The following is a 12,575-nucleotide window of genomic DNA, read 5'->3' on the forward strand; positions in this document are numbered from 1 at the left end:
GTGCTGTCATGCATCAACCGGCAACAACGAAGATCAGGTACATCGCGATGCCCACGCCGATCATCGGCACGGCGTCCAGCAGGCCGGCCATCAGGAAGGTCTTGGTCTGCAGCTGGTCGCCCAGCTCCGGCTGGCGTGCGGTAGACTCGAGCAGCTTGCCGCCCAGGATGGCGAAGCCAATGCCGGTACCCAGAGCGCCCAGGCCGATCATGAGGGAGGCAGCGATATAGACGAGTTCCATGGTAGTGCTCCTGATTGAGAGTAGTTTTGGGTTAAGGGTTAAGGTTAAGGGTGTTGCAAGGGGGTCGACTTCAGTGGTGCTCGTGAGCCTGACTCAGATAGACGACAGACAACACGGTAAAAATGAACGCCTGCAGGGTGATGATCAGGATGTGGAAGATGGCCCAGGGAACGTTCAGGGTCCATGCCACCCAGAAGGGCAGCAGGGCGATCAGGATGAAGATCACCTCACCGGCAAACATGTTGCCGAACAGACGCAGGCCGAGGCTGAGCGGCTTGACCAGCAGCCCGATGATTTCCATCACCAGGTTGAAGGGAATCAGGGACCAGTGATTGAAGGGAGTCAGTGAGAGCTCCTTGGCGAACCCCCCCATGCCCTTGACCTTGATGCTGTAGTAGATGATCAGGGCAAACACGCCGATGGCCATGCCCAGTGTGGCATTGGGATCGGTGGTCGGAACGATCTTCATGTAATCGATGCCGAGGCGAGCGAACAGCTCAGGCGCATAGTCCACCGGAATCAGCTTGAGCAGGTTCATCAGGAAGATCCAGACGAACAACGTCAGTGCCAGCGGTGCAATCACGGGGTTGCGACCATGGAAGGCACCCCGCACGGTGAGTTCGACGAACTCGATGACCACTTCCACGAAGTTCTGCAGCGGCCCGGGCACGCCGGTGGTCGCCATCTTGCCGGCCTTGCGGAACAGCCAGATGAACAGCACCCCCATGGCGATGGACCAGGCCATGGTATCCAGGTGAATCGCCCAGAACCCCATTTCGCTGGCCTCAGCGGCGCTATGCGCCAGTGACCAGCCGTTTTCGGGGTGGTGGCCGAAGGTCAGATTCTGGAGGTGGTGCTGTATATAGTTAGCCGCCGTGTTATCACTGCCTGCTGCCATGCGAAGATCACCTCGGTTGAGGGGTCGACCGCTCGCGCCTTAGCCATGCTGCCAGCCAGGGCATGAGATGGGTCGCCACGTATGCGCTGAAGAAAGAAATCGGGTTTGAGGGGGGCACGACCACGAAGACCACTGCCAGCAGTGCCACCGTCAAACCAAACTTGCCCGCTTCCGCACGGTAAAGGTTCATCACGAACCGATGTGCCTGTCTACCACCCCGTGCCAGGCTGCTACGCCAGACGAAGAACGTCTGGGGCAATAAACCGACCAGAGTCCCGGACAGGGCCGACAGCCCTACTTCGAGGCCCCACAGGATGGTGAATGTGGCGACCAGCGCGAACATTACCAGGACTTCCAGTCGCAGCAGGCGCCAGCCCAAGGTACGCCGGCGGTTCACGGGATGTTTCATCGTCTTTTCACCGCTGACGGGGTCGGATCAAGCACACTGCCGAAACCACCGCGGATTATAGGGAACCCCCGTCGGCGCTTCAACTGAGACGCTACGCTTTCCAGGTGATTTTTGGTCGGTTTTCGACCAAAGGCGCAGAAATTGTCGACAACTTGACGTGCATCACGACCCCATCGCCTAGCGAATGTGCTCCAGGATTCCATCCAGTTCATCGAGACTCGAGTAGCGTATGGTCACGCGTCCCTTGCCACCACGTCCATGCTGGATCTTCACCGGGGCACCGAGAACCTCGCCCAGGCGTGTCTCCAGCCGGGCGACGTCGGGACTCGGCGGCGTCGGCTCGGCCTTGCCGGGCGCTCCTTCGGCAAGCCGCCTGACCAGCGCCTCGGTGGCGCGCACGGTCAGATCCTGATTGACCACCTCATGGGCGGCCTTGCGCTGCTTGGCGGCAGGCAACACCAGCAGGGCACGCGCATGGCCCATGTCCAGATCACCGCGTTCCAGCAGGGTTTGTACCTCGGGGTCGAGGGCCAGCAGGCGCAGCAGATTGGTCACCTGGGCACGGGATTTTCCCACCGCATCGGCTACCTGCTGCTGGGTAAGCTCGAACTCCTCCAGCAGCCGCTTCAACGCCATTGCCTCCTCGACAGGATTGAGGTTCTCGCGCTGAATATTCTCGATCAGCGCCAGGGCCAGGGCCACCTCATCGGTGACCTCGCGGATCACCGCGGGGATGACGTCGAGCTCGGCCAGCTGAGCGGCGCGCCAGCGACGCTCGCCGGCGATGATCTCGTAGCGATTCTTGGCCACGGGGCGCACCACAATGGGCTGCATCACCCCCTGGGCGCGAATCGAGTCGGCCAGCTCCTCCAGGGCCTCGGGCTGGATATCGCGGCGCGGCTGATACTTGCCACGAGACAGCTGGCCCAGCGGTAGGCGCTCGAGGCGTTCGGTCGGGTCCGGTTCGGTGGCGGGATTGTTGCCGGGCGATATCTCATCATCGCCAAGCTCTACCTCGGGCAGGTCGAGGCTCTCGCGGCGGCGGGCATTGCCACCGATCAGGGCATCCAGGCCGCGTCCCAGGGCGCGTTTACGCGTCATCGACATTCCCTCATCACTGATGTTGCACAACAGGAGTTACAGCGACAGGCGCCGAATCAATTCCTTGGCCAGCACCCGGTGAGCCTGGCTGCCCCGCGAGAAGCGCGCATACTTGGTGACCGGCAGACCATGGCTGGGTGCCTCGGCGACCCGCACGTTGCGCGGGATCGTCGCCTTGAGCAGGGTCTCACCGAAATAGTCGCGCAGTTGCTTGGTGACATCACGGGTCAGGCTGTTACGAGCATCGAACATGGTGCGCAGGATGCCGAAGATCTCGAGGCCAGGATTCACGCTGTCCTTGATCTGCTCCACGGTATCGAGCAATGCGGAGAGCCCCTCCAGGGCGTAGAACTCACACTGCAGAGGAATCAGTACGCCATGGGCGGCGGTCAAGCCATTGACGGTCAGCATGTTAAGCGACGGCGGGCAGTCGATCAGCACCACGTCATACTCGTGCGCCACCGCCGCCAGGGCATTTTCCAGACAGCGCTCGCGTCCTGCCTCGCGATCCAGAAGGGCCACCTCGGCGGCGGTAAGGTCGCCATTACCGGGGAGCAACGCATAACCGGCCTCGGGACAGTCGAGAATCACCCCGGCGGCATCGCGTTCGCCGAGCAACACTTCGAGCACGCTGCCGTCGAGTTCGTGCTTGTCGATGCCGCTACCCATGGTCGCATGGCCCTGAGGATCGAGGTCGACCAGCAGCACACGGCGATCCAGGGCCGCCAGGCTGGCGGCTAGGTTGACCGCGGTGGTGGTCTTGCCGACGCCACCTTTCTGGTTGGTCAGGGCGATGATCTTGGTCACGGGCAACTCCGTTGCGGGGAAACGCGGGTTGTCAGGGGGCCGGGGCTTGCGTCCGGCGTTCTAGCACCACCAGCAAGCGTGTGCCGACCTCGTAAGGCACTTCGAGGTGATGGCGGGCTACCGGGACAATCTCCACCGGCAGCTCGGCCAGCTCTTCATCCACGGCGGGCCCCTTCATGGCCAGCCATTGACCGCCTGCCACCACCCGCTCTCGAGTCAGCGAGGTAAAGTCTCCCAGGCTGGCGAAGGCTCGGGAGATGACCTGGTCATAGCACTCCTCGAAGGCTTCTATTCGTGTCTGCACCGGCGTGACGTTCTCGAGACCCAGCTCCATCGCCGCCTGACGCTGGAAGCGAACCTTCTTGCCGTTGCTGTCGAGCAGGGTCACCGCGAGTTCCGGCTTGAGAATGGCCAGTACCAGCCCGGGGAAGCCCGGTCCGGCGCCCACATCAAGCAGTGTGCGTCCATTGATGTGGGGCAACACCGCGGCGCTGTCCAGCAGGTGGCGCGAGACCATTTCCTCTGCAGAGCGTATCGCGGTGAGGTTATAGGCGCGGTTCCACTTGTGCAACAGCCCGACCAGGGCGAGCAGCCGACGGCGCTGCTCGGAATCGATGGTGATGTTCAAGTGGGCGAGCCCATGGTCGAGACGTTCTTCCACCGTTGCCTGGGAGTCCATCATGCGCGAGCCGCCTTGTGATCATCGAGGAGTCGACGCTTCTTGAGGTGGATCAGCAGGATCGATACCGCTGCCGGCGTGACACCCGAGATCCGCGAGGCCTGGGCGAGCGTTTCGGGACGCGCCTCCTGCAGCTTCTGGCGAATCTCGTTGGAGAGTCCGTCGACATGGGCGTAGTCGAGATCGGCGGGCAGGGGCGTCGCCTCATGGCGCTTCAGCTTGGCGATCTCGTCACGCTGACGATCGATATATCCCTGATACTTGGCCTGAATCTGCACCTGTTCGGCCACGGTTTCATCATCCACCGCCCTGCCCACGATGCCGGGTAGCTCCGCCACGTCGGCGTAGGCGAGCTCCGGACGCTTGAGCAGATCCATCAGGTTGTACTCCCGCGATGGGGCCTTGCCGGTCCTTTCGGCGACGATCCCGGCCGCCTCGCTGCCGGGTTGCACCCAGCTTGCCTTGAGCCTGGCACTCTCGCGTTCGATGGCCTCGCGTTTCTCGCTGAAGGCCGCCCAGCGAGCGTCGTCGATCAGACCCAGCTCGCGGCCCGTTTCGGTGAGGCGCAGATCGGCGTTGTCTTCACGCAGCAGCAAACGATATTCGGCCCGCGAGGTGAACATGCGATAGGGCTCTCGTGTGCCGAGCGTAATCAGATCATCCACCAGTACCCCGAGATAGGCCTCATCCCGGCCCGGGCACCATGTCTCACGGCCCTGTGCCCGACGCGCGGCGTTGAGTCCCGCCAGCAGCCCCTGGGCACCGGCTTCCTCATAGCCGGTGGTGCCATTGATCTGTCCGGCGAAGAACAGGTTGGTGATGAACCGGGTTTCCAGTGAATGCCGGAGATCCCGTGGGTCGAAGAAATCGTACTCGATGGCGTACCCAGGCCGGGTGATATGAGCCTTTTCCAGCCCATGCATGGAACGCACCACCTGGAGCTGGACATCGAAGGGCAGCGACGTGGAGATGCCGTTGGGGTAGAGCTCATGCGTATCCAGCCCCTCGGGCTCGATAAAGACCTGGTGGCTTGCCTTGTCGGCGAAGCGATGGACCTTGTCCTCGATGGAGGGACAGTAGCGAGGACCCGTTCCTTCGATCGTTCCGGAATACATCGGCGAGCGATCGAGGTTGGCATGAATGATGTCGTGGCTGCGCTCGTTGGTATGGGCGATATGACAGCTCATCTGGCGGGGATGCTGATCGCGGCTGCCCATGAACGACATTATCGGCGTCGGTGTGTCACCCGGCTGTTCCTCCAGCTTCGAGAAATCCAGGGTCCGCGCATCCAGACGGGGAGGGGTGCCGGTCTTGAGGCGGTCGACGCGAAACGGGAGAGCACGCAAGCGTTCGGCCAGACGGTTGGAGGGCGGGTCGCCGGCGCGGCCGCCGCGAGTGTTGTCGAGCCCGATATGGATCACGCCACCGAGGAAGGTGCCGGTGCACAACACGACGGTTTCGCCGAGAAAGCGGATGCCGGTTTCGGTGACCACCCCTCGCACCCGATCGTTATCGACGATCAGGTCCCCGGCGGCCTGCTGAAACAGGGTCAGGTTGGGCTGATTTTCCAGCAATCCACGGATGGCCGCCTTGTAGCGTACCCGGTCGGCCTGGGCGCGAGTGGCTCGCACGGCAGGCCCCTTGCGGGCGTTCAGGACGCGAAACTGGATTCCCCCGAGATCGGTGGCCATCGCCATGGCACCCCCCAGGGCATCGATTTCCTTGACGAGGTGACTCTTGCCGATGCCGCCGATTGCGGGATTGCAGGACATCTGGCCGAGGGTCTCGATGTTATGGGTCAGCAGTAGGGTTCGAGAGCCCATACGAGCAGCGGCCAGGGCGGCTTCGGTTCCTGCATGGCCACCGCCAATGACAATGACGTCGAAGCGGTCGGGATAATCCAAGGTGCACCTCATTGGCGCCGGGGCGCCTGTCTTGCGGTCAAGGGATGAAATCAGCCCGCCAGTATAAACCTCCTGTGGGTAATCGTCAGGGTTTTCCACACCCGCCCCGACAACGTCATGACCCCATCCCTCCCTATTAATTAATATCAGTATATAAATAAAGAAGTTCTGTTGTTGTTGTAACTACTGGTGTGGAGGAAATCTGTTGATAAGCCTTCTAATGTTAGCAATATCAAAAGGATAGACTGGTGACTCTCTTCCGGAGAAACGGCGGGCAGCCTGCGGACTCGCCGCCGAAAAGCTGTGGATGAAATACCGTTCTGTCCACAGCGCCAGCGCTGCACCGCTTGTCCACCGTCGGGTACCTGGCTTGTGCCCGTGGGTGTGAACAACTGAGGTGGTTATCCACGAACCCCTCCATGATGAGGGTTACAGCGGAAATTCAGGCGTTTGCGAAAAATTCTGTCCACAGGCGAAAAAAGGGCCCTGGCGAGCTTCGCCAGGACCCTTCCTATCGATATTTCCTTGTTATGACAGAGCGGCAAAGGCCGAGATCAGTGCTGGAGCACCCGCGCCAGGAAGTGACGAGTACGCTCGTCGGTGGGGCTATCGAAGATCTTCTCGGGAGCCGCCTCTTCGGCGATCTCGCCCTTGTGGACATAGATGACGCGGTCGGCGACTTCGCGGGCAAACCCCATCTCGTGGGTGACGATGATCATGGTCATGCCTTCCCGGGCCAGCTCGCGCATGGCGTCGAGAACCTCGCCGATCATCTCCGGATCCAGCGCGGAGGTGGGCTCATCGAACAGCATCAGCCGTGGCTCCATGGCCAGGGCTCGCGCCAGGGCGACGCGCTGCTGCTGGCCACCGGAAAGCTGGGTCGGATACTTATCGGACTGGTCGGCGATGCCGACGCGGTCGAGCAGGCGGTCGGCGGTCTCCCGCGCGTCTTCCCGGCTCCAGCCGCGTACTCTCAAGGGGGCCAGGGTGACGTTATCGCGCACGCTGAGGTGGGGAAACAGATTGAACTGCTGAAACACCATGCCCACCTCGGTACGGATCTTCTGCAGCGCACGGCCGCTCTTGCCGTGGGGCGTCAGCTCATTACCGTCCACATCGATATGGCCCTCCTGGAATTCCTCCAGGCCGTTGATGCAACGAATCAGGGTCGATTTACCGGAGCCGCTGGCGCCGATGATCACCACCACCTCGCCGGGCATGATCTCCAGGTCGATGTGCTTGAGAACATGCAGACTGCCGAAGTGCTTGTTGACCTTCTCCATGCGTACGATGGCGGTGGTGGTCGCGTCTTTCTGGGTCATGTGTTTGGCCTCCCTTGCGCGTTGTTAACCCGTTCACTGGCCGACCAGGCCGCGGCGCTCGAGCTGGCGCAGCAGGATCGACAGGGTCCAGGTGATGGCCAGGTAGAGCATTGCCACCATCAGGTAGACTTCCATGGCGGTGAAGGTGGTGGCGATATAGATCTGCCCCTGTCGCACCAGTTCGCCAACCCCGATCACCGAGAACAGCGAAGTATCCTTGATGCTGATGATCGCCTGGTTACCCAGTGGCGGAATCATGCGCCGCAGGGCCTGGGGCCAGATGACGAAGCGAAAGGCCTGGGTACGCGACAGGCCCAGGGAGAGAGAAGCCTCACGCTGGCCGCGCTCGATGGACTGCACACCCCCCCGGACTACCTCCGAGATATAGGCACCCGAGTTGACGGCGATGGCGGCGATGCCGGCGGTCAGGGCATTGATCGGCTCGCCAAGAACCTGTGGCAGTCCGTAGAAGATAAACAGCACCTGGACCAGGATGGGGGTGCCACGAAATACCTCGATATAGAAGATGGCAGGCAGGCGCAGCCACACCAGCGGGCTGATGCGCATGAGGCCGAAGACGATGCCGATCACGAAGCCGATGGCGAGACCGCCGAAGGAGATCAGCAGCGTCCAGGGAACGCCCGGCAACAGGTGTGGTATCGAACTGAAGGCGGCCGCCCAGTCGAATTGGAAGGTCACGTCCACGAGGAGTTCTCCGGGAGTGTTGAACGGCACGGGGCCGGGTGGTCACACCGCCCGGCCCCGCGGATACTCACGCCACCCTCAGGGTGACAATCGGGATGGGAAACGTCTCAGTCTTCGCTGGGCGCTTCACCGAACCACTTGGCGTAGATCTCGTCGTAGGTGCCATCTTCCTTCATGGCGGCCAGCGCCTGGTTGACCGGCTCGACCCATTCGCTGCCCTGGTGGAAGACGATGCCGTATTGCTGACCCTCATAGAGGGGACCGACCACCTTGGTACGGCCTTCGCCACGGGTCTGCGCGAAGTAGCCGACGTTGGGGGCGTCATAGAAGGTGGCATCGACGTTGCGGCCGAGCAGCGCCATATACATGTCGGAGGTGCCCGGATAGGGCGTTATCTCGCTGCTCTCGCCCAGGTTTTCCTGGAGGAAGTCGTAGCTGGTGGAGCCGATCTTGGTGGCCACGGTGAGGCCTTCAAGGTCTTCCAGGTTCTCCACGTCGTCATTGTCGGCGCGCACCATGATGCGTAGGCCCGAATCATAGTAGGGGTCAGAGAAGTTGACGATCTCGGAGCGTTCTTCGGTGATGGTGACACCGGCGATGGCGATCTCCTGGCTGCCGGTCTGGATGGCCGGGATGATACCGTTGAACTCCATGGTGGTCAGATTGACCTCGAAGCCGGCGCGCTCCGCGACCTCGTTGATGATATCCATGTCGAAGCCGACCATCTCGCCGGTCTCGGTATCCAGCATTTCGAAGGGTACGAAACTGGGGTCGGTGACCACATTGACGCTGGTGTCCTGGGCCTGGGCAGAGCCGGCCAGGCCGGTGCCCAGCGCCAGGGCGCTGGCCAGAAGAGTGTGCTTCAGACGAAGTGAAGACGGACTGGACTGATTCATGAGATTCCCCTGTTCTTAGGACGTTCTGATGGGACTCGCCTTTTCAACCTTGGCGAGATTCCCGTAGAGCGTCAAGTTGGGTGATCTCACGCTCCAACCCCTAGGGAGGAGGCGCTATACCATGAAGGAGGCGCCACAGCCGCAGGTGGTGCTGGCGTTGGGGTTCTGGACCAGGAAGCGGGCGCCTGCCAGCCCCTCCTCATAATCGACGATGGAGCCCACCAGATACTGGTAGGAGAGAGGGTCGACCACCAGTGCCACGTCACCGAACGGGATGACGGTATCATCGTCGGCTGTTTCGCCGGCAAAATCGAAACCATATTGAAAGCCCGAACAGCCACCACCGGTGACATAGACACGCAGCTTCAGTTCGCTGTTGCCCTCCTCGGCGATCAGCGCGCAGAGCCGGGCCCGGGCGCTGTCGGACAGCATCAGAGGGGTGGGGACGAAGGATTCGGCTTCGCTCATGGAGGACTCCAGAGGATGGAAGTGTGACCAATCATTATCCGCAATCCCCAGCAAAAGGGTCAACTTTGTGGCTCAGAACCTCCTCTGCGACCTCCCCTTGGCGCCCTCAATGTTCGAGGGAGGGCCGGCTCAGGGCATCAGCGCCGGCGCGGCGAGGCCGGCGTTCTCATCGAAGCCGAACATCAGGTTGAGGTTGTGGATCGCCTGACCCGAGGCGCCCTTGACCAGGTTGTCGATTACCGAGAGCACCACCACCATATCGCTGTTGGCGGGCCGGTGTACGGCGAGCCGACAGAGGTTGGCCCCCTTGACGCTACGGGTCTCCGGATGACTGCCCGGCGGCATCACGTCGACGAAGGGTTCGTCTGCGAAGCGTTGCTCGAATAGTGCCTGAAGATCGTCATGAGAGCCGTTGAGCCGACCGTAGAGGGTGGCATGGATGCCGCGAATCATGGGTGTCAGGTGAGGCACGAAGGTCAGGCCCACCGCCCGTCCGGCGGCATCGCTCAGTCCCTGGCGGATTTCCGGCAGGTGGCGATGGCCGCTGGCGCCATAGGCCTTCATGGATTCACTGGCCTCGGCCATCAGTGAAGGTACCTTGGCACCGCGGCCGGCACCGGTGACGCCGGACTTGCAGTCGGCAATGAGGTTATCGGCATCGATCAGGCCGGCCTCGAGCAGCGGCAGCAGGCCGAGTTGGACGGCGGTAGGATAGCAGCCGGGGACGGCGATCAGACGAGCCTCGCGAATCCTGTCGCGGTTGATCTCGGGCAGGCCATAGACCGCCTCATCAAGCAGTTCGGGTGCCCCATGGGGCTGGCCGTACCAGTCGGCCCACTCGACGACATCACGCAGGCGGAAGTCCGCGGAGAGGTCGATGACGCGAGTGCCATGCTCCAGCAGCTCACCGGCCAGGGCGTGGGCGACGCCGTGGGGTGTGGCAAAGAACACGGCGTCACAGGCGCCGAGACGCCGGGCATCGGGTTCGCTGAAGGTCAGGCCATCATAGTGCCCGCGCAGATTGGGATAGAGGTCGGCGACGCTCAGGCCTGCTTCGGAGCGTGAGGTAATGGCTTCGACTTCCACCTCGGGATGCTGAGCCAGCAGCCTGAGCAGTTCGACACCGGTGTAACCGGTACCGCCGACGATTCCGACCTTGATCACGGAAACCTCCTTGGATTGAGGGATGGTGGGCTGTCATCGCCCTGCAGGAATATGATACACAGGTGAAGGACCGGAGGGGTCGTCACTCAGTCGTAAAGGAAACCACGACGTGCCGCGTTTGCCACGCTTCGATGTCGGTCAAGGGCTGGAGCGCTTTCGCCACCAGCTTGCCAACGTGGATGCCTTGCCGCAACTCTGCGTTCTGGGTGTGATATCAGGAGTCTTGACCGGCGTCCTGATGGTGGGGTTTCGTAGCCTGTTGGATCTGGGGGGGCTATGGCTGTTTCCCACCGACAATCCCGAGGCATTCGAAGCCATCTCGCCGGTACTGCGTAGCCTGATGCCACTGGTAGCGGCGCTGCTGATCGGTCTGTGGATGTGGTTTCTCCCCCAGGCTCGTCGGCAGGTTGGCGTGGTACACGTGATCGACCGCCTGGCCTATCATCAGGGTCGATTTCCGCTGCGCAACTGGCTGACTCAATGGTTGGTGGGTCAGGTCTCGGTGCTGGGGGGACTCTCCGCCGGCCGCGAGGGACCCGCCATTCACCTCGGTGCCGCCGCCTCCAGCGGCCTGGGTCAGCGCCTGCGCCTGCCCCACAACAGCCTGCGAGTGTTGGTCGCCTGTGGCACGGCGGCGGGTATCGCCGCCTCCTTCAACACGCCGATTGCCGGCGTTATCTTCGCCATGGAAGTGGTGATGATGGAGTACACCATCATCGGCTTCATGCCGGTGATACTGGCTTCCACCATGGGGGCGGTGGTGGCACAGATGGTCTATGGGCCGGACCCGGCCATCGGCGTGCCCGACCTGCATCTCGCCTCTCTGCTCGACTTGCCATGGATCATCGTCAGTGCCCTGGTCGTCGGTCTGCTGGCCGGCCTGTTCGTCCGGGTCTCTCGTATGGGGCCGCGGCTGGCGACGTTTTCCCTGCCGCTACGCTTCTCGATGGCCGGCGCCGCCGTCGCCGTCGTGGCCTGGTGGTATCCTCAGGTGCAGGGCATGGGCTACGACACCCTGCAGGCAACCCTTAGCGGTTCGGTGGCGGTGGATGTGTTGATCGCCGTGGCCATCGGCAAGCTGCTGCTGACGGCCGGTACCGTGGCCTGCGGAATTCCGGTGAGCATCATCGGCCCGGTGCTGGTCGTGGGTGGGGCGGCCGGGGCATTGTGCGGTCTGACCGGCCAGTGGCTGTTGCCCATCGAGGCATCCGACCCGGCTCTCTACGCCATGCTGGGCATGGCGGCGATGATGGGGGCGGTCCTGCAGGCACCGCTGGCGGCGCTCATGGCGCTGCTCGAGTTGACTCACAACCCGAATATCATCCTGCCCGGCATGCTGGCGGTGGTGGTTTCCTGTTTGACCTCGCGCCAGCTATGCCGTTGTAGTGGCTTTTTCGTGAGCGCGACGGGCCCGGGGCGCCATCCTCTTCAGCAACCTTTGATGCAGGCGCTCTCGCGGGTCTCGGTGCCGGCGGTGATGGAACGGCGGTTGGTGCGTACCCAGCGCATGGTCACCCGCGAAAAGGCTCACGCCTTGCTGGAGTCGGAGCCAGTGTGGATCCTGATCGAGCGTTCCAGCAGTGATAAGCCGGTGCTGGCGCTCGAGGCCGCTGACCTCGCCCGTTGGCTCAGCGAGCAGGCGGCGGAAAAGAAGAGTGCCGCAGGGGAAGGCGTGAAGGTCGAATCCGTCGAGGAGATGGCGGCGAGGAAGCGCAGGAAGAGCAAGGCGAAGACCGAATTGCCACCTGTGGATCTGCTGGAGATACCCGGTGTGCGCCTGGAGCTCGCGCCGATAGGATTGCAGGCCACCCTCTCCGAGGCATTCAGCAAGCTCAATGACTCGATGCTCGATGCGCTCTACGTTGAGCATGGTCATCGGCCGAAGCAGAAGCGGATTTCCGGTATCATTACGCGTGGCGCCATCGAACGTTTCTATCGCGTCGGTGACTGATGACGCCCTTCCATATTGTCCAGCTTCGCA

Annotated in this window: 13 protein-coding genes; 1 reads left to right on the forward strand and 12 read right to left on the reverse strand. The window is 62.4% G+C overall.

Features of this window, described 5'->3' with window-relative positions; genetic code table 11:
- Positions 1-13 precede the first annotated feature (13 nt).
- The 12 genes from atpE to argC form a co-directional block, all read right to left on the reverse strand.
- Positions 14-241, reverse strand: a complete 228-nt coding sequence (gene atpE / locus Q358_RS0101930; RefSeq protein ID WP_023006402.1) for a F0F1 ATP synthase subunit C — start codon at positions 239-241, stop codon at positions 14-16.
- Between the two features lie 70 nt (positions 242-311).
- The gene (gene atpB / locus Q358_RS0101935) at positions 312-1,139 is read right to left on the reverse strand and encodes a F0F1 ATP synthase subunit A (RefSeq protein WP_027960496.1); all 828 of its coding nucleotides are present in this window, start codon (positions 1,137-1,139) and stop codon (positions 312-314) included.
- A 7-nt stretch (positions 1,140-1,146) separates the two neighbouring features.
- Positions 1,147-1,548 (reverse strand): ATP synthase subunit I, encoded by a 402-nt coding sequence (locus tag Q358_RS0101940; protein ID WP_027960497.1) that lies wholly within the window; start codon positions 1,546-1,548, stop codon positions 1,147-1,149.
- A gap of 177 nt (positions 1,549-1,725) precedes the next feature.
- On the reverse strand, positions 1,726-2,649 hold the full coding sequence (locus Q358_RS0101945) for a ParB/RepB/Spo0J family partition protein (protein WP_027960498.1): 924 nt from the start codon (positions 2,647-2,649) through the stop codon (positions 1,726-1,728).
- Between the two features lie 36 nt (positions 2,650-2,685).
- Positions 2,686-3,456, reverse strand: coding sequence for a ParA family protein (locus Q358_RS0101950; RefSeq protein WP_027960499.1), 771 nt, complete (start codon positions 3,454-3,456; stop codon positions 2,686-2,688).
- A 31-nt stretch (positions 3,457-3,487) separates the two neighbouring features.
- A complete protein-coding gene (gene rsmG, locus Q358_RS0101955) occupies positions 3,488-4,138 on the reverse strand; it encodes a 16S rRNA (guanine(527)-N(7))-methyltransferase RsmG (RefSeq protein WP_027960500.1) in 651 nt (216 codons plus the stop codon).
- Positions 4,135-6,039: a tRNA uridine-5-carboxymethylaminomethyl(34) synthesis enzyme MnmG gene (gene mnmG, locus Q358_RS0101960; protein WP_027960501.1), complete on the reverse strand. Its 1,905-nt coding sequence runs from the start codon at positions 6,037-6,039 to the stop codon at positions 4,135-4,137. The genes rsmG and mnmG overlap by 4 nt, the downstream gene beginning before the upstream one ends.
- A gap of 554 nt (positions 6,040-6,593) precedes the next feature.
- A complete protein-coding gene (locus Q358_RS0101965; protein ID WP_027960502.1) occupies positions 6,594-7,361 on the reverse strand; it encodes an amino acid ABC transporter ATP-binding protein in 768 nt (255 codons plus the stop codon).
- A gap of 33 nt (positions 7,362-7,394) precedes the next feature.
- Entirely contained in the window at positions 7,395-8,066 is a 672-nt protein-coding gene (locus tag Q358_RS0101970) for an amino acid ABC transporter permease (RefSeq protein ID WP_027960503.1), read from the reverse strand.
- Between the two features lie 107 nt (positions 8,067-8,173).
- On the reverse strand, positions 8,174-8,962 hold the full coding sequence (locus Q358_RS0101975; protein ID WP_084286409.1) for a transporter substrate-binding domain-containing protein: 789 nt from the start codon (positions 8,960-8,962) through the stop codon (positions 8,174-8,176).
- A 114-nt stretch (positions 8,963-9,076) separates the two neighbouring features.
- Positions 9,077-9,430, reverse strand: a complete 354-nt coding sequence (erpA, locus tag Q358_RS0101980; RefSeq protein WP_027960505.1) for an iron-sulfur cluster insertion protein ErpA — start codon at positions 9,428-9,430, stop codon at positions 9,077-9,079.
- 129 nt (positions 9,431-9,559) lie between these two features.
- Positions 9,560-10,594 (reverse strand): N-acetyl-gamma-glutamyl-phosphate reductase, encoded by a 1,035-nt coding sequence (gene argC, locus Q358_RS0101985; protein ID WP_027960506.1) that lies wholly within the window; start codon positions 10,592-10,594, stop codon positions 9,560-9,562.
- Positions 10,595-10,703: 109 nt separating this feature from the next.
- Here argC and Q358_RS0101990 point away from each other — a divergent pair, with 109 nt between their 5' ends.
- Positions 10,704-12,545 carry a chloride channel protein gene (locus Q358_RS0101990; protein ID WP_027960507.1) on the forward strand — a complete coding sequence of 614 codons (1,842 nt, stop codon included), beginning with the start codon at positions 10,704-10,706 and terminating at the stop codon, positions 12,543-12,545.
- Positions 12,546-12,575: the final 30 nt, after the last annotated feature.

Source organism: Halomonas halodenitrificans DSM 735, assembly GCF_000620045.1.
Classification (GTDB): Bacteria; Pseudomonadota; Gammaproteobacteria; order Pseudomonadales; family Halomonadaceae; genus Halomonas; species Halomonas halodenitrificans.

Bases quoted from the DNA above. Each gene is read 5' to 3' on its own strand.
- Q358_RS0101975 (WP_084286409.1), bottom strand. From the start codon at position 8,962: ATGAATCAGTCCAGTCCGTCTTCACTTCGTCTGAAGCACACTCTTCTG.
- atpE (WP_023006402.1), bottom strand. From the start codon at position 241: ATGGAACTCGTCTATATCGCTGCCTCCCTCATGATCGGCCTGGGCGCT.
- Q358_RS0101940 (WP_027960497.1), bottom strand. From the start codon at position 1,548: ATGAAACATCCCGTGAACCGCCGGCGTACCTTGGGCTGGCGCCTGCTG.
- rsmG (WP_027960500.1), bottom strand. From the start codon at position 4,138: ATGATGGACTCCCAGGCAACGGTGGAAGAACGTCTCGACCATGGGCTC.
- atpB (WP_027960496.1), bottom strand. From the start codon at position 1,139: ATGGCAGCAGGCAGTGATAACACGGCGGCTAACTATATACAGCACCAC.
- Q358_RS0101965 (WP_027960502.1), bottom strand. From the start codon at position 7,361: ATGACCCAGAAAGACGCGACCACCACCGCCATCGTACGCATGGAGAAG.
- erpA (WP_027960505.1), bottom strand. From the start codon at position 9,430: ATGAGCGAAGCCGAATCCTTCGTCCCCACCCCTCTGATGCTGTCCGAC.
- Q358_RS0101945 (WP_027960498.1), bottom strand. From the start codon at position 2,649: ATGACGCGTAAACGCGCCCTGGGACGCGGCCTGGATGCCCTGATCGGT.